Annotated in this window: 22 protein-coding genes and 9 pseudogenes; 17 read left to right on the top strand and 14 right to left on the bottom strand. The window is 24.7% G+C overall.

Annotation, left to right across the window (positions count from 1 at the left end):
- Nucleotides 1-258: 258 nt before the first annotated feature.
- The 4 genes and pseudogenes from QIA46_RS04995 to cspZ all read right to left on the bottom strand — a co-directional run.
- Nucleotides 259-330, bottom strand: a pseudogene (locus QIA46_RS04995) (hypothetical protein); the annotation flags it as partial.
- A 29-nt stretch (nt 331-359) separates the two neighbouring features.
- Entirely contained in the window at nt 360-905 is a 546-nt protein-coding gene (locus tag QIA46_RS04990) for a hypothetical protein (RefSeq protein WP_418905879.1), read from the bottom strand.
- Nucleotides 906-998: 93 nt separating this feature from the next.
- A complete protein-coding gene (locus tag QIA46_RS04985) occupies nt 999-1,133 on the bottom strand; it encodes a hypothetical protein (protein WP_418905878.1) in 135 nt (44 codons plus the stop codon).
- Between the two features lie 241 nt (nt 1,134-1,374).
- On the bottom strand, nt 1,375-2,088 hold the full coding sequence (gene cspZ / locus QIA46_RS04980) for a factor H-binding protein CspZ (RefSeq protein WP_418905877.1): 714 nt from the start codon (nt 2,086-2,088) through the stop codon (nt 1,375-1,377).
- A 1,322-nt stretch (nt 2,089-3,410) separates the two neighbouring features.
- On the opposite strand from cspZ, the pseudogene QIA46_RS04975 reads away from it, so the two are divergent.
- From QIA46_RS04975 to QIA46_RS04965, 3 genes and pseudogenes are all read left to right on the top strand, one after another.
- Nucleotides 3,411-3,797 (top strand): annotated as a pseudogene (locus QIA46_RS04975) (BlyB family putative holin accessory protein).
- A gap of 1,117 nt (nt 3,798-4,914) precedes the next feature.
- Nucleotides 4,915-5,769: pseudogene (locus QIA46_RS04970) on the top strand (S2/P23 family protein).
- A 1,066-nt stretch (nt 5,770-6,835) separates the two neighbouring features.
- The gene (locus QIA46_RS04965; protein WP_418905876.1) at nt 6,836-7,564 is read left to right on the top strand and encodes a virulence associated lipoprotein; all 729 of its coding nucleotides are present in this window, start codon (nt 6,836-6,838) and stop codon (nt 7,562-7,564) included.
- A 274-nt stretch (nt 7,565-7,838) separates the two neighbouring features.
- On the opposite strand, the pseudogene QIA46_RS04960 reads toward QIA46_RS04965, so the two are convergent.
- Nucleotides 7,839-8,942 (bottom strand): annotated as a pseudogene (locus QIA46_RS04960) (RNA-guided endonuclease TnpB family protein).
- A gap of 132 nt (nt 8,943-9,074) precedes the next feature.
- On the opposite strand from QIA46_RS04960, the gene QIA46_RS04955 reads away from it, so the two are divergent.
- On the top strand, nt 9,075-9,266 hold the full coding sequence (locus QIA46_RS04955; RefSeq protein ID WP_418905881.1) for a transposase: 192 nt from the start codon (nt 9,075-9,077) through the stop codon (nt 9,264-9,266).
- A gap of 212 nt (nt 9,267-9,478) precedes the next feature.
- On the opposite strand, the pseudogene QIA46_RS04950 reads toward QIA46_RS04955, so the two are convergent.
- The 4 genes and pseudogenes from QIA46_RS04950 to QIA46_RS04940 all read right to left on the bottom strand — a co-directional run.
- Nucleotides 9,479-9,651: pseudogene (locus QIA46_RS04950) on the bottom strand (chromosome replication/partitioning protein); the annotation flags it as partial.
- 373 nt (nt 9,652-10,024) lie between these two features.
- Nucleotides 10,025-10,108 (bottom strand): hypothetical protein, encoded by an 84-nt coding sequence (locus QIA46_RS06780; protein ID WP_472843360.1) that lies wholly within the window; start codon nt 10,106-10,108, stop codon nt 10,025-10,027.
- A 222-nt stretch (nt 10,109-10,330) separates the two neighbouring features.
- Nucleotides 10,331-10,432, bottom strand: coding sequence for a plasmid partition family protein (locus tag QIA46_RS06775; protein WP_472843359.1), 102 nt, complete (start codon nt 10,430-10,432; stop codon nt 10,331-10,333).
- Nucleotides 10,433-10,623: 191 nt separating this feature from the next.
- A pseudogene (locus QIA46_RS04940) lies at nt 10,624-10,806 on the bottom strand (ParA family protein); the annotation flags it as partial.
- Nucleotides 10,807-11,726: 920 nt separating this feature from the next.
- On the opposite strand from QIA46_RS04940, the gene QIA46_RS04935 reads away from it, so the two are divergent.
- The 9 genes from QIA46_RS04935 (at nt 11,727) to QIA46_RS04895 (ending at nt 19,444) form a co-directional block, all read left to right on the top strand.
- Nucleotides 11,727-12,305 carry an isochorismatase family protein gene (locus tag QIA46_RS04935; protein ID WP_418905880.1) on the top strand — a complete coding sequence of 193 codons (579 nt, stop codon included), beginning with the start codon at nt 11,727-11,729 and terminating at the stop codon, nt 12,303-12,305.
- A 568-nt stretch (nt 12,306-12,873) separates the two neighbouring features.
- Nucleotides 12,874-13,959 carry a plasmid maintenance protein gene (locus QIA46_RS04930; protein WP_418905875.1) on the top strand — a complete coding sequence of 362 codons (1,086 nt, stop codon included), beginning with the start codon at nt 12,874-12,876 and terminating at the stop codon, nt 13,957-13,959.
- Between the two features lie 9 nt (nt 13,960-13,968).
- On the top strand, nt 13,969-14,532 hold the full coding sequence (locus tag QIA46_RS04925) for a DUF226 domain-containing protein (protein WP_418905874.1): 564 nt from the start codon (nt 13,969-13,971) through the stop codon (nt 14,530-14,532).
- Nucleotides 14,508-15,266, top strand: a complete 759-nt coding sequence (locus QIA46_RS04920; RefSeq protein ID WP_418905873.1) for a ParA family protein — start codon at nt 14,508-14,510, stop codon at nt 15,264-15,266. The genes QIA46_RS04925 and QIA46_RS04920 overlap by 25 nt, the downstream gene beginning before the upstream one ends.
- Nucleotides 15,267-15,282: 16 nt before the next feature.
- Nucleotides 15,283-15,864, top strand: a complete 582-nt coding sequence (locus tag QIA46_RS04915; RefSeq protein ID WP_418905872.1) for a chromosome replication/partitioning protein — start codon at nt 15,283-15,285, stop codon at nt 15,862-15,864.
- A 540-nt stretch (nt 15,865-16,404) separates the two neighbouring features.
- A complete protein-coding gene (locus tag QIA46_RS04910) occupies nt 16,405-16,911 on the top strand; it encodes a hypothetical protein (RefSeq protein ID WP_418905871.1) in 507 nt (168 codons plus the stop codon).
- A gap of 12 nt (nt 16,912-16,923) precedes the next feature.
- Nucleotides 16,924-17,544, top strand: coding sequence for a virulence-associated protein BptA (bptA, locus tag QIA46_RS04905; protein WP_418905870.1), 621 nt, complete (start codon nt 16,924-16,926; stop codon nt 17,542-17,544).
- A 1,136-nt stretch (nt 17,545-18,680) separates the two neighbouring features.
- A complete protein-coding gene (locus QIA46_RS04900; protein ID WP_418905869.1) occupies nt 18,681-18,899 on the top strand; it encodes a hypothetical protein in 219 nt (72 codons plus the stop codon).
- A gap of 347 nt (nt 18,900-19,246) precedes the next feature.
- Nucleotides 19,247-19,444, top strand: a complete 198-nt coding sequence (locus tag QIA46_RS04895) for a hypothetical protein (protein ID WP_418905868.1) — start codon at nt 19,247-19,249, stop codon at nt 19,442-19,444.
- A gap of 185 nt (nt 19,445-19,629) precedes the next feature.
- Here QIA46_RS04895 and QIA46_RS04890 read toward each other — a convergent pair whose 3' ends face one another.
- Nucleotides 19,630-20,253: a hypothetical protein gene (locus tag QIA46_RS04890; RefSeq protein ID WP_418905867.1), complete on the bottom strand. Its 624-nt coding sequence runs from the start codon at nt 20,251-20,253 to the stop codon at nt 19,630-19,632.
- 30 nt (nt 20,254-20,283) lie between these two features.
- Between QIA46_RS04890 and QIA46_RS04885 the strand changes: the two are divergent.
- Nucleotides 20,284-21,194 (top strand): annotated as a pseudogene (locus tag QIA46_RS04885) (L-threonylcarbamoyladenylate synthase); the annotation flags it as partial.
- 38 nt (nt 21,195-21,232) lie between these two features.
- Nucleotides 21,233-21,670, top strand: coding sequence for a P52 family lipoprotein (locus QIA46_RS04880; RefSeq protein WP_418905866.1), 438 nt, complete (start codon nt 21,233-21,235; stop codon nt 21,668-21,670).
- Between the two features lie 224 nt (nt 21,671-21,894).
- Here the strand turns inward: QIA46_RS04880 and QIA46_RS04875 are convergent, their stop codons facing one another.
- Together QIA46_RS04875 and QIA46_RS04870 are read right to left on the bottom strand one after the other, a co-directional pair.
- Nucleotides 21,895-22,128: a hypothetical protein gene (locus QIA46_RS04875; protein WP_418905865.1), complete on the bottom strand. Its 234-nt coding sequence runs from the start codon at nt 22,126-22,128 to the stop codon at nt 21,895-21,897.
- A gap of 130 nt (nt 22,129-22,258) precedes the next feature.
- Nucleotides 22,259-22,749 (bottom strand): annotated as a pseudogene (locus QIA46_RS04870) (P13 family porin).
- Nucleotides 22,750-22,882: 133 nt separating this feature from the next.
- Here QIA46_RS04870 and QIA46_RS04865 point away from each other — a divergent pair.
- Complete coding sequence (locus tag QIA46_RS04865) at nt 22,883-23,005, top strand: hypothetical protein (RefSeq protein ID WP_418905864.1); 123 nt, start codon at nt 22,883-22,885, stop codon at nt 23,003-23,005.
- 122 nt (nt 23,006-23,127) lie between these two features.
- Here QIA46_RS04865 and QIA46_RS04860 read toward each other — a convergent pair whose 3' ends face one another.
- Nucleotides 23,128-23,901 (bottom strand): virulence associated lipoprotein, encoded by a 774-nt coding sequence (locus QIA46_RS04860; protein WP_418905863.1) that lies wholly within the window; start codon nt 23,899-23,901, stop codon nt 23,128-23,130.
- Between the two features lie 248 nt (nt 23,902-24,149).
- Between QIA46_RS04860 and bdr the strand changes: the two genes are divergently transcribed.
- Nucleotides 24,150-24,632 carry a Bdr family repetitive protein gene (gene bdr, locus QIA46_RS04855; protein ID WP_418905862.1) on the top strand — a complete coding sequence of 161 codons (483 nt, stop codon included), beginning with the start codon at nt 24,150-24,152 and terminating at the stop codon, nt 24,630-24,632.
- 22 nt (nt 24,633-24,654) lie between these two features.
- Here the strand turns inward: bdr and QIA46_RS04850 are convergent.
- Nucleotides 24,655-25,417, bottom strand: a pseudogene (locus tag QIA46_RS04850) (hypothetical protein).
- Nucleotides 25,418-25,604 lie beyond the last annotated feature (187 nt).

Here is a 25,604-nt window from a genome sequence, read left to right as displayed (position 1 = left end):
ATATTATTATTACTTAGTATAAAGATAAGATTAAAGAAAATTATCTTCACAAATAAAATAGTTATCCGAATGCATTATTTATAAACTAATTGAAAATTATCAATAAAACATAATGGGATATTAATATCGGTATCCATTATTTTCCACTAACACATTAAACGTAAGTGAGGATTTTCTTATTTCATCTAGTAAACGTCCAATCATTTCGCCAACAGAGCCTTTCAATAAAGTTGTCAATGCTACCAAAGTTTTAGTAACTCCAATTTCAACTGCGGTTTTAACCGTGTCATTCTCTCCATTGATAGCAAAAAACTGGCCATCTTTGGCCAATCCTCTCAAAACAATTGCCGTAGCAATATTTACCGGCTGATTATAAGTAAAACAATTTTACTATGTGCACCAGACTCATTAATATTATTAGTGCCAATAGCTGCCTCAATAGGATCGTTTTCCGATGATTTAGGAGATTTGCCCTTAGCGTGTTCTGGACTTCCACCAATATTGCGCAGCATTAAACGCAATATCTCTTCCCCACTAACCGAATTAACTAACTCTTTTGCTTTACTCTCTGTGCTTACATTATCATAATTACTATTATCATAACAATTAGAATCAGAGCCATTTTCTTTTTTCAAAAAAATCTTGCCAACACGTGTAACATTACCAACTTGTTGTATATGTTTACGATGATTAGAATCGCCAATATTAATATTCTTGAACATTTTATTATAAATATCATAACCAAAAACACTAGAAAACCTTAAAAGGGTTTGTATCCAATTGGCAAACCTCTTTACACTTGATGAATCGGCTATCTTAAGATTTACTGCCACAACTTGCCCAACTAAATCGCTGTCAATATCTGCCGCTTTAGCAGCCTCTTCCACATCATTAACAAACTCCATCAAATACCAATCAAAAACTTTTGCAGTGTCATTGATACTGTGGACTGCGTTGTCATACTCAGCAAAATCAAAAGATATTTTTTTAAAACCTTCTTAAATTTTTTTAAACTCTTTAGATATTGTTTCAAAATAATTTCTAACTTCGGACTTTTTCAAGTCGATTGCAGCTGTTCCTAAAGAACCGCCAAAAGGAGAAGAGATAAAGGCATCGGAAAATTCTTTACCCAATCCAATGTTTCAATTGAATTTAACAATTTATTTTTTATGACTTTATCGGATACTGTATTTTTACAAGTAATCAGAACAAACAGCAGCATAATAAATACTAAACTTGTTATTTTTTTCATCGTTGAACTCTCATTTACAATTATATAAATAAAAATCTAAACCTATTCTTTCTTTTATAGAAAAAAGGTTATTTTTGGGTTAAATATTTTTTCATGCTATCACCTCGTGTGAACTGCTATTTCTATAATAAAGTTTGCTTAATAGCTTTATAAGCCCCCTCAAGTTCTACAGCAGCACCTAAAAAATCTGCTTCTTTTTTATAATAATTATCATACCTGCTTCTTGAATTTATTTCCCTATCATTAACCATATCTCCAATAGTTCTCACAATACACTCAAGAGCTATAAGATCATCTTCCTCTACAAACTCTTTAGCTTTATTGACAAATTTTTTAGAAGCTTCAACAAACTTACTATCAACAAACTTAGAAGATATAACATCGAAACTCTCAATGTAAGCTAATACAACAGATTTTCTAAGTTTTTTATAAGAATCAGCAGCATGTCTGGCATTAGACACATTATCTACAGCTTGGTCTAATTTTATAGCAAAATCATCAATTAATTTACTTAAAAACATAGGTTTGTATTCTTCTATAATCTTTTCAAGCTCCTTAAACTTATTAACAATTTTATTGTCTTTTTTAAGTATAGATATAGCTTGATTAACCTTAACCTTACTTTGATCAGAATCTGTAACTTCCGAATAAGTCATAATATCATTATATGCTCCTGTACATTCGTTATAAATAGTGTCTAATTTTATAGAATAATACTTGGCCTTTTCAACAAAAATTTTAAGCTCATCAATATTTCTCTGATTTAATCTACTAACATCACATGATAATAAACTTATTGAAATTAACATGTATATTGATAAAAAACTTTTTTTCATATTTTTTCTCCTGCTAAAATCTTTAGAGATTCATAGCTTCTAGTACAAGTATATTGCTATAAATACAATTTTACTATCTTTAAAAATTGCAATATCCACTATTTAGGATTACGCTGCATTATACTTATACATTCTTGTTAAATAATTCTCATATCCTTTCTAATAGAAATATTTTTATTATCTAATTTGCTTTTATTATTAGTTTTTTTAGTATAAAGCTGCAGAGCCAATATTTGCCCCTATTTAATTAATTACACTTGATATTTTTTTCTTTTTTAAGAACAAAGACTGCTCTACAAATTAAAAGGTATTTCTAAATCTAACTAATTAACAATAATAAAATTGTATTCTAAAAATACTATATAGAGGGACAGCTCTTCAAAAAATCAGTGCAAAAAAAATAAAGTCAATAATTTATAAAAAGAAGGCATATCCTATTATAGGATATACAAAAATTAATGAAAATTTTCCACAACAAAATTTATACAAAAAACTGCCCCTTTACTGCAACATACAAAACCTAAATCTTGTATATTACTCATAATAAATAACATTATTACAACAATCCTAAATTACAAATACAAAATATGTTAATAGTCTCAATTATAAATTTCCCCATACTTTATAAAATTTTTGATAAATAAAAATATAAGAAAGTCTACAAATATACAAAATTTTTTTAATATATTTGTAGTCTTAAAAAGACATTAAAAAAAATTGTACTTATAATATATACCTAAATATACAACAAAAATTTTTAAATTTAAATTAAAAATTTTTAATTTAAAAAAACGGTATTTGTAGATTATGTTGCCCCTTACAACTATAAGATATTTTTTAAAAATCTATTTTTATTTTTTTGCATGATTTACTGTATACATGTTTTTTTATACAAAAATAGCAATATGTTTATGTACATAATAATATGAATCTTATAAAGATTAGATAATTTGAAAAGCAATAATTATGACTAGAAAAATGTTTGTTGCTTAAGCTATTCTTGCACTAACAAGTTGCTGTAAGAATTATGAAAGTAATGTAGAGCCAAAAAAACAAATTGAAGAATTTTTAAATACAAAAGAAATAGCTCAAAACGTTGTTAAAGATTCGAGATTAGAAGAGGCTGAAAAAAAATTCAAGAATTAACGAATAAAATAAATGAAAAAGATAAAGAACAATTTGAGCACAAATTAGAAAAAATTAAAGATAGATCGGAAAAGAAACAAGAAAATATAAAACAAGAATCAGAAACAATTAAAGAAAAATCAAAAACCCTATTTAAATATTATATTTCTAATTATAGGTTTATTATATCTTTACCAATTCCTAAACTACCCAAAAATTATCTTGAACTCGGACTTACGTCTATATCGAATCTTATTAACGTATTTTCTGAATCCAAAAATGAATTTGAATGAGCTGCACGTGAAGGATTCTTTTTGGTTTATGCACTGTATGATTATTACATATTAATCTATAAATCAAATATGGAAAGACTTGAAAGTGCACTAACTCCACCAACAATAACTAAAAAACTCGATCCAATAAATGAATAAATCAATAAGGTTATTGATTTATTTAATTCTGATGATAAAAATCTAAAAATACATAATGGTCTAAAATTTGATGAATCAGGAACACCTATTTATAAAAACCAAGAAATACCAAAAATTAAAAATCTCACATCATCAATGTATAACATAAATTGAATATGAAAACCTCATTTTCAAACACATTATCACCAAAAGCAGAAGATTTATTAAAAATTATCACCGGCTTATAGTTAAGCTGATTTAAAAAGCAACAAATAACATATAGTTATATTGATGAAGCATTTTTTAAAAAAATTTAAATACTATTTTTTCAACCAACTAATTCGTGTAAAAATAGTATATATTTATGTGCATAATATAAGAAGAATTTTAAAAATCGATTTTTGATTGAACTTGTTAAATTTTTCTTGATGATAATTATTTCTAATCTTAATATTGATAAAGATAAAACTTTATTAACACATGTTTTCTAGAACATAATTTTCTTCAATTACTTTATTTTTAGAACTTTTATTATTTTTATATAATTAATATATAAGATTCTTTTTTTTAAAAACTTTCAGTATTTTCTTTTGGTTATTCAAATATTCTTTTATAATTGGCTTTAAAATTTCAATATTTGTTTCTAATTGTTTAGAATTGTATTCACTAGTTTCTAGTCCTTTTTAGAATTTAAAAATTTCTCTTAATTTATAAACAGCATTAAAATCAAAAAAAGAAAACAATGGCATAAGCATTTCAATTGATTAGACTTCACACTTTAATGCTTATGTCCTTTTGATTATCTTGAAATAAAGATAATTAAATTTTATAAAATAAATATAAAAATTATATTGCACTGATTTAAAATTACAAATTGATCGATATATATATATTCGTTTAAATTTAATTTAAAATCTTTCTTTACCTTATTACATTTTTAATACATATAAAATTTATTTTTTTTAAAAAAAATAAGAAATTTATTTGAACTAACCTTTATAATTCTATTATTCATTGAATATCCTAGTTCTTCATTTTCTACTATTTCGGTAATAGTTTGATTATATTTTTTCCGAATTTACGAGTTATTTGTAAAAATTTTGTGCATACTTTTTTAAAGTATTAATGCTATATCCCATAATACATATAATATTTCTGTAAATTCTAAAAAGATACCGGGTCATTGACGTTAATCCACAGAATTTCTTGTCTTTTGTTTAATTCTTTTTGAGATATAATAAAAAAATATTTCACAAATTTTTAACTTTAATCAAGTTAATGGAGAAACTTCATGAAAAAAGACATACGTATTTTGAATATATTTTTATATATACCATTATTTTATTCGTGTTTTTTGACTCCACCAAAATCTAAAAAAATCAACAAAATTAAAAACCCTAGTTTTGACTTTAAAAAAATTGAAAAGGAGAATATTACAAAATATAATAAAGACACCATTAAAGAGAGTAATAAAAATATTTGCCTTTCTCTTGAAGAGCCCGAACCAAATAAAATAAAAGAAGGAGAGGTGTTTGAACCACTTGCGTTCGGTTATGTTACATGGGCAAAATCCGACGACTTAATGGCTTTAAAAAACAAAAATAACAATCTAATTGAAGATCTTAGAGAACTCAAGTACTCTTATATTTTTTCCCCTATTCAATTCAAAACTTATTCATTGTTTAACTTTAATTATGGTATTAATGATAACAACTATAAAATATTCGGGCAAGAAGTGCCCATAGCTAAGATAATAGCATTTGAATCAACTAAAGAGTTTGAAAAAAAATACGAAATAAAAAGTTTAAAACTAAATTATGAAGAGTCAAATATCGATTTTGAACAAAATCGAACTGGTTTTCCCAAAATCAATTTAAAAGAAACTTCAAAAGAACTTCAATACATTTTTTCATATAATTTTGGAGTTTTTGACAATTCTTTAGCAGATTATTTTCAATTCTTTTACAAAAAACATAAATGTAGCTATATGCCTGCATATCTTACTATAAAAGACAAATAAACTAATAAAGATATAATCTACGAAATCATTTTAAATCTAAAGACATTTAATAATACTATTAAATTAATATTTGATAAGTATCCAAATTTGTCAAAAGACAAATTAAAACTTTTTATTGATAAATGATAAAAACTAAAGTTGTTATAATTCATATAAAAATATATTATTCTATTAAAATGTTGTTTATTGAACTATTAAACACCTTAATACTTTAAAAAATATTTAAATTTTTTTTGTTTTGATTTTTTTTTATTATAAAATTTCCTTTTTTAAAATATTTTAAAGCAATATGCTTATGCTAATTTATTAGTGAATTAGTATAACTTTTGTTAATTAATTAGGTCTATTATCACGCTACAATAGGCCTAAAATTTATATAGATTTTTTTAAAAAAATTGCTTTATATTTATCAAGATAAATCGATTTTTCGGCAGATAGTTTTATAACTTTAATATTTTCTAAAAGCATTTATAGCAATTTTGCCAACTTATTGCGATAAATGTTTATTTTTTAATGTTGATTTTATATAAAATAACGGAGTTTACTTTTATAGTATTACTGAAAAATCTAGAAGTAGGGCAATCATTGTTCTTTTACTTGTAAATTTAAGCCAAATTATTTTATCAAAAAAGAGGAGTATCCCAATTAATTAGGATATTTACTATTCCTTTCTCAATAAGAATTTTATTACAGCAATTGTAAATTACAATTTAAACTCACTATGTATAGATAGAGAATTCTTTGTTATTTTTAATTTAAAATTAATAAATATAAATTTATGCAATTTTTGTATTTTTATGTCTCTAAGGTTTTTTGAAATTATACGAGTTTATAGATTTTCTTCTAGTTTTATTTTTATGTATTTCTTGTGCCTTTGACTCTAATTTTTCAAATTTTTTTTAAATTCTTCTGATAATTTTTTTATATTTGTTAATACTACCAAAGTTTTAGTGACTCCAATTTCAACAGCAATTTTAACCGTGTCATTCTCTCCTACACTGCTAACAATAGACCATCTTTAGCCATTTCTCTTAATAAAACAATTTGCTGTAGCAATAATTACTAGATTAATAACATTAAAAATATTATAAAATATCTAATAATAAAAATATTCTTATTATTATTTCAATAATTTATACTAATTATTTAATTATATTATTAATGCATTATATTATGGTTAAGGAGAATATCTATGAAATACCATATAATCGTAAGTATATTTATTTTTCTATTTTTAAATGCTTGCAATCCAGATTCTAACACCAATCAAAATAATTCTAAAAAAGGATTAAAAACAGAAAAAATCCCTAATAAACAAACAAACAACACGCTACTTGATGATTTAAAAAATTTAATAGAAACAGCTAATGCAGATAGAAAAAAATATGAAAAAAAATTAGAAGAAGAACCTTCAAACCAATATGGAATATCAATTTTCAAAGAAATTTATTGGGTGGCATCATATGAAACGGTAGCAAATAATACCAAGAGATCTAAAAACTATAGAAAATTCACTTATGCTACTTTAAATTCTATTAATACCAATAAATTTGCGGATCTTTCAAAGATTTTAATTCAATCAAAACAAAAAACCCTCCTATTTGGCACCTTTTACAACTTTGGAAGCGCTTTTGATACAGTGATTAATCACTTATATCCTAAAAAAGACACTATAGATGAACTGACTGTTTCAGATTTAAAAAAGCTTAAAAATTCGTTTGAAAAATTATTATCTATAAAAACAGATATCTCAAAAATGTTAGAACAGCTTTTATTAGATTATAAAGATTATATAAATTCTACAGAAACAGATATTGCTAAGCTTGAATCTCATTTAACGGAACTTTACAAGCAAATTGCAAAAAAAAGTTCCCAAGCAACAAAGCTGAAAAATAACATATTATCAATAAGCGACCTTTAAAGCCATGTTATTGGAATTGATATTATGCAAAAGCCCATCCTTTAAAAAAGGACATATTTAATACTGAACTACTATTTCTAATCAAAGATTATAGAAATAGTAGTTCACTGAAAACCCAATAAAACCTAAAGTGAATTGCTATTTCTAAATCAAAGATTATAGAAATAGCTTCTTGTTTCATACCATGATAGCTTTTTAGGCTCTAAAAGAACGATCATCCACTAGAGCATGGTCCACAAGCTTTACTTCAGGCAGTTCCTGCCTTAGTTTTTATTTATTTATAATAATAATCCTTAAGGTTTAGACTTGCATTTATATCTCTATCATGCAAAGTGTTACAACTACTACAAGTCCACCTAGTATCACTTAATCTTAGAGTCGTATTTTTAATGTGACAACTACTGCATAGTTTACTTGATGGGAAATATCTACCTACTTTATACAAAGAGGATCCATACCACTCTGATTTGTATGATAATTGTCTTACAAACTCAGACCATCCTAAATCATTAATACTTTTCCTAAACATTCCTTTTTGCATACCTTTAATTGATAAATTTTCTATTACTATGTTTTTATAATTGGATACAAAGTAATAAGATAATTTATGCAAAAAGTTTTTTCTTTGATTTGAAATTTTCTTATGCAGTTTGGCAACTCTTAATCTAGATTTATCTCCATTAATAGAACCTTTTTGCTTTTTTGATAGTTTTTTTTGGTATTTTTTAAGTTTATTTTCATTTTTTAATAAATATTTAGGATGATTGATTTTCTCACCTCCACTACTTACTAAAAAGTGTTTCATACTCATATCAATACCAACTATTTCTTTTTTATCACCTTTAATTTCATTGTTATTTTTAGTATCTAAGCACTCAACTGTTATTGAAATATGATATTTATCATCAGTATCTTTTTCTACTACTACATTTTTAATAAGCTCATTGTCTTTAATGCATCTATGTAGACATAACTTTACAAACCCTATTTCAGGTAGCTTTATATAGCCATTTTCTATTCTTATTGAGTTTTTTGATTATTAGTTCCAAAAGTTTGCCTATTTTTCTTACTTTTATATTTAGGAAATCCTTGTGTTTTATTTCCCTTTTTAATTTCTCTAAAAAATTATTATATGCAGAGTTTAAGTCAAGTTGGACATTACAAAGATCTAAACTATCAATTTCCTTTAAAAAAGGAAATTCTTCTTTATATTTACTTGGATAGGTAATAAGATTTTGTTTATTTTTTCATAATAATCTTTCTTATCGCTTAACATTTTGTTATACAAAAATCTTACACATCCAAATACTTTTGAAAAATATTTTTTTTGATTATCGTTAGGATATACTCTCTGCTTATAAGCCTTATTAACACCCATATATTCTATTATTTTATACTTAGTGTATATATTACAGAAGCTAACTTTTAATAACCACTGCGTATACTCAATTAATTATCGCCTAATATTAGCCACTAAATATGAGCATAAATGCATAAATGACAAGCTTTCATCTTCCCTTTACCAAATATACTTAACATATATTATTCATGGGAAATAACCCTTAATGAATTCAACCATGATAAAGATCATATTCATTTATTACTGGAATTTACCCCCAAAATTCAATCTTCTAAATTCATCAATACTCTAAAAACAGTATCTTCAAGGCTTATAAAAAAAATATTCTACTTATTTAGATAAGTATTACTGGAAACCTTATTTGGTCTAGAAGTTATTGCCTTATCTCTACTGGAGGAGAGCCTCTATTGATATCATCAAAAAGTATAATCAAAATCAAAATAAATCTATTTATTAGCAAATTCATCTCCACCTAAATTTCATAGAAATTATAGGTGGAGTATTCTTTGTTATTTTTAGTTGAAGCCATCATATTTATAAAGATATTTTGTTTAAATTTCATATAGAATTTTCATTCTTTGAATTTTACTATCAATTTCTTTTTCTAAATTCATTTTTAATTGTTCTTTTAAATCTTTGTAAATTATTAATTTTTATCTATATTAGTATCTAAATTCGATAAATTATCAATAATTGCGGTATTTCTAATTTTTTTATTAATATACATATCCTTAATATACCTTATTATCTCATATAAATTATTGAGCAGATTAAACCATTTTTAATTACTATCCAATATATAAAAAAACATTTTGAAAAGTTTCTTTTGCCTCTTTATAATATCCTTCTTTTGAAGAAGAATCTAAAAGCTCATTTATAAAAACTTTTATATCATTTGGAAAATGAATCTTGTTGGTGTTAAAATCAATGCATGATTTACTTTTTATTTTACTATCCCGATTTTTTTGATATTTTATGCTTTAAATAACTACTTTATAAATAAAGAAATTCCCTATTTTTATTAAATACCTTATCTGAATAAGATGTTTTATAGATCACATAGGCTCATATTCTTAACACAAAATTATCTATACTAAATTTTAATTATATTTTTTACACTCCTTATATTCTTTCATAATCTCATTAAGCAATTCTTCTTTATCTTTAAGTAATTTTTCTAACAAAAAACTAGTAAATCTTGCTTTTGATTTGTAATATATGTATGCATTTTCTGTTTTAAGCTAAAATCTTAATGGCCTGATAAAATTTCGATTGGATTTTTTGACCTTCCCCCCTTCTTTATCCTTTAAAAAAAATAAAGAATTTTATATGCCCTTTTCGATTATATCTTTCTCCCAAGCTAGCCCTTCTTCTATTGCATTTGCCATTCTTAAATATTCATGAGCCTAACTTTTTGCTATTTTATAATTCTTAGTAAACATTTCAAAGTTTTGATAGCCATCTAATTTACAGTATTCTTTATCTTTAATCTCTTTTAAGATCTTCATTGTTTCTATTTTATTGTGAATTTCTTTTTAAAAGTTTATTATTAGCCTTTCTTTTAAAAATAGAAATCGTTCCATTTTATCTTCATCACAATTAATTTCAATTTGCTTTTGATTTTTGTTAGTATTGATAAGATCCTTTATTTTTTATATTCATATATTTAAATTTTACACTCATTCTATCTCCTTACTTATCATGAGGTTAAAAATTTTTCCGATAACTGGAAAAATTTTTCAAGCGTAATTTCATATTCTTTTATATAATCTTTATTTAAATCGAAAGTATCGTTCTCTACTATCCTTTTGTTCAAGTCTTCACGTTCATGAATAACGCCTAAAAAATCATCATCTCTGCTTATTAATTCAAATAAGTGTTTTCATTATCGAAATTACATTTTTTTGCATATTTTTTTAGTTTAATTTTATTAATTCATTTTTTCTTTCGCTTTCTCTTTTTTGTTTTTTATTTTTATAAATCACTTTTATTAAAAATATATGTATACATATATTTTTTTTACTATCTCTTTCAATAAGCCCGGGCAAATAATTGCAAATATCACACATTAAGCAACACGTGTATTCTTGCAATTTTGGGTTTTTAAGTCAACCCCCAAAAAATTTTTAAAAAACTTATTATATTTATTGATTGCCTTTTAAGAAACCTTTTTTATTATGCTTTTATTTTAACTTTATAAATCTTTTAATAGTTTCACTTGGCTAGATTGGCAAATACCTTGCTATTAGGGCTTTATTATAACTATTAAATTTTACTTTTTTTGTTAAAACTTATATTGCCAATGATAAAAATACATCAATTTAAATTAAACATTTTTAATAATGTTTAAATCCTCCCTATATAAGGCATATCATAAATTAATTTTACTGAAAAAACAAAAAGCATACATAAGATCTTTCAACCTTTAACACCACACAATATGGTAAACAATTCTCGATATTATACTATAATTAATATTGTTATAATACATTATTGTAATATTATTATATTTAGGGAAAGTATTTATGAAATAAAGCACAATTACTAGAATACTTGTTTTTTCTATGAGTGGTTGTAATGCAGATCTCAATATAATAAAACTAAAACCAAAACTAAAGATGGGTTTTGTGTTTTAATTTGGATGGTTTTAAGGAAAAACTAATTACCATATTGATCCCAAATAAATAATTATTTACAAAAATTATATCAAGGGATATTACCTAATATAGCAGAAGCATATTCTGCTATTAAACATCTCCCAAGGAGGATTTTATTTTTAAAATAACAGAAAATAGTGCACTTATTTTAATAGATATACAAAATGATTTTTTAGAATCGGGCACTTTACCAGTATCTAATAGCAATGAAATAATTTCTTTGATCAACCAACTTCAAAATTATTTCAAAAACATTGTTGCCACCAAAGATTGGCATTGTAAAAATCATGTAAGCTTTTCTAATAATAAAAATGGGGGTATTTGGCCTGAGCACTGCGTAAAAAATACTTGGGGATCAGAGTTTCCTAATGATCTTAATACAAAAAAAATAAAAAAAGTTTTTTTCAAAGGCACTAATCAATATTACGATAGTTACAGCGGATTTTATGATGATTGCATTAAAAAAAAACAAACGGGACTTAAGCTTTATCTGAAAAACAATTCAATCAATACATTATTTATAGCGGGACTAGCATTGGATTTTTGTGTAAAAGAAACAATACTTGATGCGGTTACCTTGGGATTTCGAGTTTATCTAATAACAGATGCTACAAAAAGCATAACGCCTGCTCCTGAATTAATAATTCAGGAACTTAAAAAGCTTAATGTATCGACTTGCTTCTCCAAAGACATCTTCGACAGCCAAAGTAAGCTTAATATATAAAATCATTCAACAGTATTTAATTAAAAAACTACTATTTATCATTAAAGCTATCATTCTATGATAGCTTTTTAGACTATATAAGAAAAGTTGATCCACTAAAGAATAGCCTTTATATTAAATTAAAGCAGCCTTTTCCTTGGTTTTTATTTCTTAGTAAGAATAATTTTAAGATTCATGGTTACATTCATACCTCTATCATATAAAGCTCTGCAATTACCACAAGTCAACTTAATACTACTTATCCTTTGCATAATACCACTTCGAATATCCTATTTAAATGTAATAGAAGAATGGTAAAAAACTTAAATACTTCCCCCATGTATCATATAAAAATATCCATCTCAAAATGTTAAAAACAACGCCGCCGACATAATTCTCTAATACCCAATGTACATTCTATGACTACAATAAAATCTTTTAAGAATTCAATTCTAATAACACCAGTTTAAACCGACTCACAATATAAAAAATTTTTATTTTTATTTTTTAGTGATAAACTTTACTTATCTGAAAAATTGCTTTATTATGTAAGAGTGTACAAAAACCATCCGAAGTTGAGGAGGCAGAAGTGAAGGTTAACAAATCCCTACAAATACAAAGTAAATATCAACACAAACTAATTGCTTTAATTGCAACACTTGAGTATATTAATAAAAACAAAAAAAAATACAACCAATCAGACATTCTTTATTGTTTTAACAGCAACTTAAGACGCAACGGGCAAAAAGAAGTTTCAATCAAAACGCTTCGAAACTACTTCTATAAACTAGAAAAGCTAAATATTACTATTAACTACTATAGACATCTGGGCATTAATATGGGTACTGAAATCTACTATGCTCTTAGGCATTCGAAAAAAGACTGCTACAATCTACTAAACCAACACTTCAAGAATAAAAAAACAGAAAGATTTAAAAGGCGTGTTAATGCATACATTAAAATAAATTACGATAAAAAGGACAATGTAAAAAATGGGGAGTGTTTTAATAATAAATATAAAAAAGAAGAAAGAGAAACCCAAAGAAAAAAAAAGATTAATAAACTTAAACTAAAAAAATATGCAAAGAAATGTAATCTCGATAATGAGATTTCCTCTTTTATTATTAATCTTAACTTAAAAAAAGAAACAACCATAAAGCTTTTTAAATTTATAATCAAGGAAAAATATTATCTTAAAAAAGAAAACAAATGCAATTTACAAAAGACACTGCAAAACAAAAAAAGAGATTTAATTTTAATATTAAGAAAAGCCCAAAAAAATTTAATAAAAGAAGGTTACGACAAAAAAAAGATAGAAATCCAAATACAAAACACATATCAAAAATATAAGAATAAACCCCATTTCATATTAGAAAGCAATAAATATAAAGATTTCGATCAAATTATAAAAAAGATAAAGGATGATACTAATAAAACCGAATCCCAAAAACATAAAGACAATATGAAAACAAACATGTATAACATACTTTTAGATCAATTACATAGCAAAACCAACACAATAAATTTAAAGTCAAAAATTAAAGAATACTTAAACAAACAAAATAAACTTGAATACAAAAAAATATTTAATAATCAATACTATAATGAAATTATTAAACTAATAGAATTACAAAATGAATCACAAAATATTTATAAAAATAGCTATATAAATTAAGAGTTTAAAATGAAAAGTGTACTAGAAAAGCTTAAAAACAAAAAAAAAGAAATAATAAAAAAAAGCAGGAAGCCAGAAATTTTCATCAAAAAAGAAATTGTCAATGAAAGAGCAATGTATCATACTAAAATGTTAATGGATCTATACAAATTTGAAATAAACAGATATAAAAAAAACAAATTTTTAATTCTTTTTAGAGAATTATTCAATCAAGGAAAATTAGAAGGACTCAATTTATTCTCTACAAAAGAAAATGACAAATTTATAGGAATTTTCTATGGATACAGAAAACCTATAAAAAATATTATTGTAAAATACAAAATCAATGATACTTTAAAATCATATACATTTTCCAAAGTATATTATATAGAATTTAAATTTAAAAAAGGAAGTGTTTTTTGTTATTTAAGAAGTCTTGCTAGGTTAATCAAAAAAGAAAAAATTAATAAAAGATATTTTCAAACATTTATTGATATGTTAAATAGATTAGAGAAAAAAGTGTATGAATTTTATTGTAAAGAATTGCCGGATGGAGGAATTGTAAATAAATGGATAGAGAAAACACTAAAATAATTGCCATTTGCTCAATTAAAGGCGGTGTTGGCAAAAGTACAAGTGCTATTATTTTCTCAACACTCTTGTCTAAAAAATATAAAGTTCTTCTAATTGACGCCGATCCACAAGCATCAACTACTAGCTATTTTTCAGATCTATTGGAAGAACAAGGGGTAGATATTTCAAAACAAAACATTTACGAAGTATTGGCAGATAAAAAAAACATAAATTCTTCCACCTTTAGATTAAACAATAATTTATACATATTGCCCAGTTATATATATTTATACCTTTTTTATGACGATAACATCCCATTTAAAGAAACAAGATTAAAAGATAGTTTAAAACTATTAAAACATAAATACGACTACATAATAATAGATACTAGTCCTAGTTTAGGAATTATTTTAACAAACGTGCTAGTTGTAAGCAAATATATAATAATTCCAATGACTGCTCAAAAATGGTCGGTAGAAAGCATGCAATTATTAGAATTTGCTCTAAAAAGATTAAAATTGAAAATACCGATTTTCCCAATGGTAACTAATTTTAAGAAAAACAATACTTATAAGCACTTATCGGAATTAATAAGCAGAGATGATAATTTTTTAGGCGTTATTCATGAACGTGAAGATTTGAACAAAAGGATAGCAGAGAACGATACTTTCGATTTAAATAAAGATTATATAAAAGAATATGAAGTTACACTTGAAAAATTTTTTCATTTGTCAAAAAAATTTTTAATTTCATAATATATAAGGAAATGAAATGAGTGTAAAATTAAAACATATGAATATAAAAATAAAGGATCGTATTAATACTGGCAAAAATCAAAAGCAAATTGAAATTAATTGTGATGAAGATAAAATGGAACGATTTCTATTTTTAAAAGAAAGGCTAATAATCAACTTCCAAAAAGAAATTCACAATAAAATAGAAACAATGAAGATCTTAAAAGAGATTAAAGATAAAGAATACTATAAATTAGATGGCTATCAAAATTTTGAAATGTTTACTAGGAATTACAAAATAGCAAAAAGTCAGGCTTATGAATATTTAAGAATGGCAAATGCAATAGAAGAAGGGCTGGTTCAGGAAAAATACATAATCGAAAACGGTATACAAAATTCTTTATTTTTTTTAAAGGATAAAGAAGGGGGGAAGGTCAAAAAATCCAATCGAAATTTTATCAGGCCATTAAGATTTCAGCTTAAAACAGAAAATGCATACATATATTACAAATCAAAAGCAAGATTTACTAGTTTTTTGTTAGAAAAATTACTTAAAGATAAAGAAGAATTGCTTAATGAGATTATGAAAGAATATAAGGAATGTAAAAAATATAATTAAAATTTAGTATAGATAATTTTGTGTGCAGAATGTAGAATTTTAGTTTTTAAAAAACAAAGTATTTAACTTCACTATTTTTATCAAATACCTGAAGTTAAATACTTTGTAAAATATTGACTTTAATTAAAAATTGTTAGAAAAACAATCAGTAAAGTGAATTAAATTCTTTAAAAGATAATTTACAAATGAATATGTATATTATTTAAGCACAATGTATTGATTTTAACACCATACATAGCTTATAATGTTGGTAAGTGGTGCTATTAACTATAAGCATCCTTAACTTTGGTCGATGTCTATTTATAGGGCTTAAGATAAGTATTCTTGCTTTAAGAGTATTTATGGTTAAGCCCTATGTGATTTCATGCTACTAATAATAAAATCACAAAAGAATCTTAAAAAAAGACCCCGTAAGTTATCATTGGATAAAGCAATAAGCTATTTCTATAATCTTTGACCTAGAAATAATAGTTAACAAAAGAGAAATAAAAATTTTTTTCCTATTTATTTCTTCTTTAGAATAGTATAATAATAAAAGGTATGAAAATAATAATATTAATTTCTTTTTTATTAATTTCCAACAGTTTTATTTTTTCTAGTGAAGCATCTGAAGAAGTTGTTATTTTAAATGATAGTAATAGATATGATTTCAGGCTGATTCTTAAATTAAAAACTAAATTTGGATCCTTTGTTTTAAGACACCAGCACGAAGGATACATAGATTTAGATCTTAAGATACAAATTAAAAATAGCACAGAGATTGTATTTAAAAAGGTGTATATTAATGGGGTTTCTGTGATAGGTCATTCAATCAATGCTAGCTCTCGCTTTATTGACGGGATTAATTATTTTAATTTTGATATGAGGTTCTTTGAGCACAGTGAAAAAATGAATAAAATAAGAAAGTTGGCAGAAGAAAATGGAATTGATGTATATGTTGAATGTTTTGATGAGATAAATAATAAGAAAAAAAAGTATTCTTTTAAGGCAAGCAGGGAAAATAGTGCACATTTTTATAGTGCATTTGATATGATTTTTCATAAATAGGATAGATTATTAATGAGGAAAATATTATTTTTTGGGTTATTATCAATTTGTATTTTTTTAGTTTTCTTTTTTTACGAACAAAAAGAAAACAATATTATTTATAATAAAATTGTTGAAAAGTTTGAAGATAATGTTGTTATCGATGAAACCTATACACATCTTTTCAAAGATAGTAATTTGAAAGAATTGGTTTTTATAAAATCACAGCTTATAATTCCTGAGCTTGAGCATAAAAAGATGATGAAAGCGACAGGTTATCGTGCAGATGCTTATAGAGCGTTATCTACTGTTTATAAGTTTGATTTTAAAGTGCACGACAACAAAATTTTAGGTTTTAAAAGTGTAATTTTTGAAGGATTTGAAGATGCTAAAGTTTCAAAGCATGAAAATAATTTGCCAAGTGAGAAATGGCAGCAATTAAAAGATTTTAACATTGGTGATCCGAATATAAATGAAAAGTTTTTTCATTTAGAATTTCCTTTTGTAGTAAAAAATACCTTGAGTGTTACTATTTCTAAAGGGTTTTTTAAGAAAATCAAAAAATTAAAACGATTAAAGATTATTTTAATTTCTAATCAAGATAGAGAATATAAAATAGATATAGAAAATTTTTTGCCAAAATACAATCTTTAATTTAAATTGAAAATTTTAAAAATAGTGTGTTTTTAATTCTAGTATTCAAGAGGAGGCTTTTCATGCTGAAAAGCAAATGATATTTAGGCTAGCTGAATATAATTTTTTAAGAAAAATTTTAAAGTTTTTAATAAATTGGTTATTTCTTCTAGATTATTCGTTTTATTGTTATCTTTTCAGGGTAATAAAAATTTGAGAAAAAGGGCCGAAATAATAAAACTGATTGTTGTTAAAAATTTTATTTCTGTAGTATAAAGGAGAAAGTTTTTTGGTTTTGGAATTAGGAGATAGGTGTTTTTTAAATTGCATCCATTATATAAATAATATATTTATCCTTTTTTTATTAATTCTCTAAATTTAAGCATTTTTTCTTGAATTTCTTTTTTATTTCTATTTTATATTTTTTGTTTTTTTAAACAAGACTAAGCTAAGTGTTAAATATTTTAAGAAATCTTATAAAATCATCACTATATTTCCTATTTTAATATAACATGCAAAAGCCTCTAGTTTGTATTTTAATGGCTTTTTGTGATTTTATAATTAAGCCTGTTTAAAGGATTTTTGAGATTCAGAAACTTTGTAAAAAGAATGTCCTTCTATCATTCTCATAAAATAAATATAGGGGTTGATTCATTAATAAAGAAACATCAAAATGAGACATATGTATTTATATGGTGTATATTGTAGGGCATAAGTTTTATGTTTTTTATAGTTTCTCAATTTCTCTCCATTTCGGAGAAGTTGGCATTTAAATTAGGTATCAATAAAGACAATATGTTTAATTGAAATATCGGGTAAGAATCGCTATACTATCATTTATTAATTTTTACATAAATAAAAGTTTGATTTATTTTATTTGTTTTGTGTTTCCGAATAATTATGAATAAAGAAATTTTAATTTTAGATAATTATTAGTAACACATAACAAAAATAATATGGTAAGGGGAAGATATATTGTTGCTTTAAAAATAGCATTAGCTATATAGATAGAGTTAAATAAAACTAAAATGAATATCATTTTAAATATTGTCAAAACTTTTACAAAAAGAATACATTTTAAAATGTAAAAACAATATTATTAAATATTATCAATACCATGAATGAAATTGATCTAAAATTGACTTTAAAAAATTTTTATGTCACAAGTTAGGATTCATGCTCAAAGATCCATGTCTCAATTTTTATTAAAATTTTCTAATTTCAATATGAATATTCTTTTAGAAGAACTAAAGGTATTTGCCATGTCTAAACTGATTGTCAATTTTATTTTCAAAAATCTTAACGAAATACTCAAAAAATTCAATCATAAAAAGGGATTCTCGACTATTGACAAAGTTGCCGTTTTAATTTTTTAATTGGAGCTAACGCCTTCCTGTTAAAAACTGTCAAAACCACTTCAAATCATTCTCTAAAATCTCAAAAAGTTATCATAGAATACATACTAAAAAATGTCTGCGGATTTGGATATTGGGAGTAAATTTTTGAACTAAAATTTATTATAAACTTAATTATTCTAAATTATTTGATTCGACACAAAAAATCTTTTGAGTATGTCTATCCGGCAATCTAGTTTTAATGTCTTTTTTAAAAACCCAGATCGTTTTTTTAAATTTTTAAATAAATATAAGAATTTTTATATTTATTATTACCTAATTTATCTTTGCTAAATTCCCTTAGCTTAGTTTAAATCAATTCAATCTCATTGAGTATTTTTACTAAGATTGATACTGTTAAAAATGAACTTGCTGCTAAGATTGATACTATTAAAAGTGAACTTACTGCTAAGATTGATACTATTAAAAGTGAACTTACTACTAAGATTGATAACTTAGAAAAGAATTTACAAAAAGATATGTTTAATTTGGAACAAAGGCTAGAAGCTAAAGCTGGAAGACAATAACAAAGTTCTTTTGGAAAAACTGGAAGACAATAACAAAGTCCTTTTGGAAAAGCTTAGCGTGAAAAACAGAGTGTCAATTGTTATTGCATCAGTAGTTTCGACCATTGTTCTATCTATTTTGGCGTCCTTAATCATGCTATTAATTGGCAACTATTTCAAATAGAAATTTCAAAGAATTAATTACCTCAATTAATTAAAAAGATTTTAGATATAATTTGCTTTTGTAATTTGCAAGTATTTTTGTAAATGCCTAATTTTCTTAATTTAGCATTAATGTATAATTTTAGATTATGCAAATTTTTGCAAGATTCCTTTTCAGTGAAAAAATTCGAAATAAGATTAATAATTGTAAGTTTGGTTCCAGTAGAACTGTTTAGATAATAATTTAGATTATTTTGATTGAGCTTTAGAGGTGCAAATGATTTAATGTAATTGAGTTTTTGTGATGTATTTAATATACAAGGTGTTTTAACTAAAAAGAAGTTTTGTGAATGAGAGTTATATCTGATTTTATGTAGTGTTTCTTTTGACCTAGCAATCAAAGAATGAATAATTCTTAGTTGTTTAGTAGTAATTCTAAAATCAAAAATATTTTTTGCTACATAATTAATTTTATCTGCACCAATAGATAGCAGCCTATTTTTATCTAAATTTTCAATACATCTAGAAATTTTATTAGAGCAAATTAGAGAATATGTTTGAATTTGTAAACCGCTGTTCAACGTATAAGAAAGTATATCAGATTTGAAATTGTAAGGAGTTTTGATGTTTTGATTTTTTATATGAGTTAATGGAATTCCGGAAGCCATAATAATTCTAAGCAATTGGTGAGTAACGCTATAGGGGCCAATATTTATGATGAGTATGCCGTAAGAATGATAAATTTAGTTAAAAAAAATCCATTAATGAGCCCTTAATGCTTTCTATTGATACAATAGAAAAAATAAAAGAATTATCCAGATATGTTCCTAAAAGTGCTAAGATTTTAATGGAAAAGTTTAGTCCGGGCCCTTTAACTTATGTTCTTAAAAAATCAATAAAAATACCTAAATTCATTAATAATAACTTAGATACAGTGGCAATAAGAATACCAAAAAATAAAACCACCTTAAATTTAATTAAAAAATTGAAAAACCCCCTTGTAGTATCATCAGCAAATTTATCCAAAAGGCCTAGTTCAACAAGTTTTAATTTAGCCTTAAAAGAATTAAATGGACTTGTAGGGAGGATAATAATGCCAAAAAAAAATAAAGAATTTAATATTGGCATTGAGTCAACCATTATTGATTTTGATTTAAAGGATAATGTAATAATATTAAGGCCCGGTGCAATAACAAAAGAGATGATAGAAAAAGTGCTAGGCAAGAAATATACAGTAAATTATGCAAAAGAAATAGAAATAGATTTAAAAAAAATATCTTATAGTTGTAAGGGGCAACATAGTCTACAAATACCTATATACCTATTTAAACAAGGCAATAGCATAAAAAAATATTTAAATCTGCATACAAAAGTACTTATTACAAAAGATACCTTTAAATCTTATTTTTTCAGGTTTTTATGGGACAAAAAAAATATTGTAATATTTGATACTTTAAAAGTATATGCTCAAAATCTTTATAAAGAACTTATAAATTCGGGAAAAACATATAATCAAGTTGTTGTAGAAATAGTAGAAAATAAAGAACTAGGATATTCAATAAACGACAGAATTATAAAAGTTAGTTCAAGTAAATCCATTTACCATTAATAAATTCGAAATTAGCTAATTTATTATTATTTAATATAATGCAGTATTTTTACTATATGGTGGAAAATGTATTTAAGTATTTAAAATTAAATGCTATTGAAATATGTGTTTTAAGAGATATGAAGAGAACTGTATATAATTTTTACAAGTCAATTTCAGATTTAGAAAATGATCTAGAGATAAAAAATATATTGTCGCCACATAAAAGTAAAAATATTTTTAATGAGTTTTTTTGTAATTTAGGGTCTAAATATTCTAAAGAATTAATTAATCTATTTCGTAAAATTAAAGTGAATTTAGGTAATAATGTGTTTGAAAATGAAGTTTTCATGTTCTATTTAAGTATTAGTGATTTAAATTTTTTTAAATTAATATATGTGTTAAATAGCAATAATTTTGATGATTATTCAATATTGATTTATGAAAAGTTTAATGAAATTAAAAAAAATTTGGAATTACGTTTAGGTGAGTTATAATGTATTTCTTGTTGATTAATATTTATCATTTTGAAAAATCTGCAGATATAGATTTTTTATATTTGCAGATTTTCTAATTTTATTATAAAATAGGTGATATTCATTCTAAATGAATATATAATGTCATTGACCTCTAGCAAGCTTACAATCGAAGATACACCTATCTTTATTTTTAATTGTAGGCTTGCTTTAATTATAAATTAAACATCATGTTTTTATTAAAATCAATTATAGCGATGACTATACCTATATTTGGTAATTCTTGGAGTTCGTCTGTAATAAAATGAATATTTGTTATAGCTTGAATATCTATTGTAGCTTGAATATCTATCTGTTTGAGACTCATCTGTTTGAAATTTTGGTATTTCTTCTTTAATACTTGATATGCTTGATGAAATATCTTGATTTAAGTTACATGAAAAAACCAATAATATAATTAAAATTGATAATTTCTTCATAAAAATTTCTTAAAGCTCCTATTGTAAAAAAATAATTTATAATATATAGTATATTGATTTTAGCCTTTATCAAGGAAACTTTTATTCTAATCAATTTTATTAGATTGCAAAGGTTATTGTCTTGTTATTTTCAATAGGATTTTTTAAACGATAGTTGGAATCCGTTTATTCCAATATCAAGATTGGGTTCAAACCCCGCAAGTGCAATGCCGAGTCTTTTTTTAAAGTCTGTGTTGTATCTATTAGCAAATGTAAATGGAAGAATGATTCCAGTAATGTAGGATGCTATAACTGTGAGCCCTCCTATTCCGTATAATACTCTTCCGGTTATTAATGCTGTATCGTTTCCAGTATGTCCGGTAATTAATCCAGCTATCATAAGTACTCCCCCAAATAATTGAGAGCCAAGTAGTGCACCACCACCAATATAATCTCCTTGAACAAAAGATCCTATCCCTAAAGTCAAAATGACATTCAAAATGAGTGGTACTGTCACGGTTGCTTTTTCACGTTCATATCTCACTACGTTTGAAATATATTCAACGTTTTTTCAAGTTTCTCTTGTGTAAAGATTTGCATTGTTAAACTAAAAATTAATATTAATGTGAAAATTTTTTTCATATTAATATTACCTCATAATAATTAAGTTTTGATAATAGAATATTAGCGCAATTTCTGGGGATTTAGGGATGGATAAATTTGTTTTTTTTGAAATATTATAATGATTTTTTTTACAAAAATGTAGAATGCTATGATGAAAACTAAAAATATCGTAAAAAAAAATATCTCAATAGCGTCTACCCAAAAATTAGCAGAGGATGCTTTAGCCAAAGAAAAAGAGAGAATTCAAAAAAACCTAAGATATATCCTTAAGTAAAGCTTGTGACCATGCTCTAGTGGATGACTGTTCTTTTAGAACCTAAAAAGCTATCATGGGATGAAATAAGAAGCTATTTTACAAAGATTATAGAAATAGCAATTCACTACATAGCTTAAAGGCTATTCATATATTATTGAAGATATCTCTGTTTCCATGTAGTATGCTTCTTTAATTTTTTCGTCCATTTGTTCGCAAATTGTTTGTACGTGAGATTCAAGCTTATTTATATCTGTTTTTATATTTTCATCATTCTGATAATCTAGTAAAAGTTGATATGCCATTTTTGAGGCTATTTGTGTTGTATATAAAAACTGTTCAAACAAATTTTTAACCTTCTTTAAATTTGGAATCCCCAGCTTTTCTAGATTGTTTTTTTTAGAATATAAGCTATGAATTGTATCTTCAATAGTAATTCCAAGGAATTTAAGTTTATCAAATATTAATAGCAATTGTTTTGATTCTCTCATCATTTTTGAAAAGTTTTTTAATTCATTGTCATCAATGGCATTTAAGGCACTATAAATACGTTTTCTAAATCTTTTAGACACATCTAGATCCTCGGATGCCCTCATCTTATTTCCATTGGATGCTTTCCAATACAAGAGCCTGAAAGAATCCAACATTCCATATTGATCCGCAGGTTCTTCTTGTACTTTTTTTTTATATTTTTCGTCATCCGCATGAGCTTGTTCTATTAAATTTCTTAAATTATTAAGCAGCGTGGTTTTTATTCTTTGATCGGGGCTTTCTTCTTTATTAGAGTCCTCTTCTTTATTTGGGCTTTCTTCTTCATTACTAAATTGATGCTTCATATCTTTTTGATTGATGTTAAAATCTGGATTGCAAGCCAAAAACAGCAAAATAAATAAGCTTGCTATGATGTTATATTTCATAAATATTCTCCTTGTTCAAAACACAAAATATTATACAATATAATATAGCATATTATTTTGAATATTTAAATAATATCATAATAAATAATTTATTTAAAAAATTCTTTTTAATTAAAAGTAATAATATTTAATTTGGATTTTGGCATCAAATGTAAATTACAATATCGTTGTAGCGTAAAAATACGCTGTTATTTGGCTGTGATTTGTGCTACAATGTAATTAGTAGGTGTAAATTATGAAATCGTGCGGTGGTGACAACAAATATTACTGAAGAACAAATATATAAAGAGTTCCTACGATTAGGTATGGAACAACTAATAGCACAAGATTTATCTAAAAGATATTATCACAATGAGTTAACATATAGAGATTTAGAAAATTTAGAAAAGCAATTTGGTATAAAGTTTGACAATCTTGTTACTAAGATTGATAACGCAGAAAAGAATTTAAATCTAAAAATAGACAATTTAGATACCAAGATAGATACCGTTAAAAGTGAACTTACTACTAAGATTGATAACGTAGAAAAGAATTTACAAAAAGATATGTTTAATTTGGGGCAAATGCTAGAAACAAAGCTGGAAACAAAGCTGGAAGCCAATAACAAAGTTCTTTTTGAAAAGCTTAAAGTCAGCAACAGAATAGTTATGATTGCAGTAGTAGTTGTGCCCACTGTTATATCTGTTCTAACTCCTTTCATTACGTCATTAATTAACAGCTATTTAAAATAGAAATTGTAGAGAATTTTTTACTTTAATAAAGAAAAAAAATTTTAGATATAATACGTTTTTGCAATTTACTAGTATTTTTGTAGATTCCTAGATTTTTTAGATTAGAATTGATGTATAGCGGTAGATTATGCAAATTTTTGAAATACCCATTCTCACTCTCATTAAAAAAATTTGAAATTAAATTTGTAATAGTAGATGTAAGCTCATTAGAGCTGTTTCGATAATAATTTAGATTATTTTGATTGATCTTTAGAGGTGCAAATGATTCAATGTAATTGAGTTTTTGGTACAGATTTAAAATACAGGGTGTTTTAACTAGAAAGAAGTTTTGTGAATGAGAGTTATATTTGATTTCATGTAGTGTTTCTTTTGACCTAGCAATCAAAGAATGAATAATTTTTAGTTGTTTAGTAGTAATTCTAAAATCAAAAATATTTTTTGCTACATAATTAATTTTATCTGCACCAATAGATAGCAGCCTATTTTTATCTAGATTTTCAATACATCTAGAAATTTTATTAGAGCAAATTAGAGAATATGTTTGAATTTGTAAACCGCTGTTCAACGTATAAGAAAGTATATCAGATTTGAAATTGTAGGGAGTTTTGATGTTTTATATGAGTTAATGGAATTCCAGAAGCCATAATAATTCCAAGCAATTGGTGAGTAATGCTATAAGAATTGATAAGATGCTCACTAATTAGAATGAATTCGTCCGGAGTGATTTTGTGATAATTTTTTTTCTTAGCAGGCTTGGGTTTAGAAAAAAATTTGAAAAAAAACATATTAATATTATATACTGTTATGGGGAAAAAATAAAAATTTTTTGAGTTTCAACTTTTTGGGTTAAAGTTTACGATTTGTAAATCTTCTTAAAATTTCCGGGTTAAAGTTTGATACTTTTAAATTAAGTTTGTAGTTATTAGGATTAATCTTTAGAGATAAAATATCTATACTAATTAAAAATTATAT

Origin of the sequence: Borreliella carolinensis (assembly GCF_032595855.2) — a bacterium.
Classification (GTDB): domain Bacteria; phylum Spirochaetota; class Spirochaetia; order Borreliales; family Borreliaceae; genus Borreliella; species Borreliella carolinensis.
This window is presented reverse-complemented; position numbering and strand designations above follow the sequence as displayed.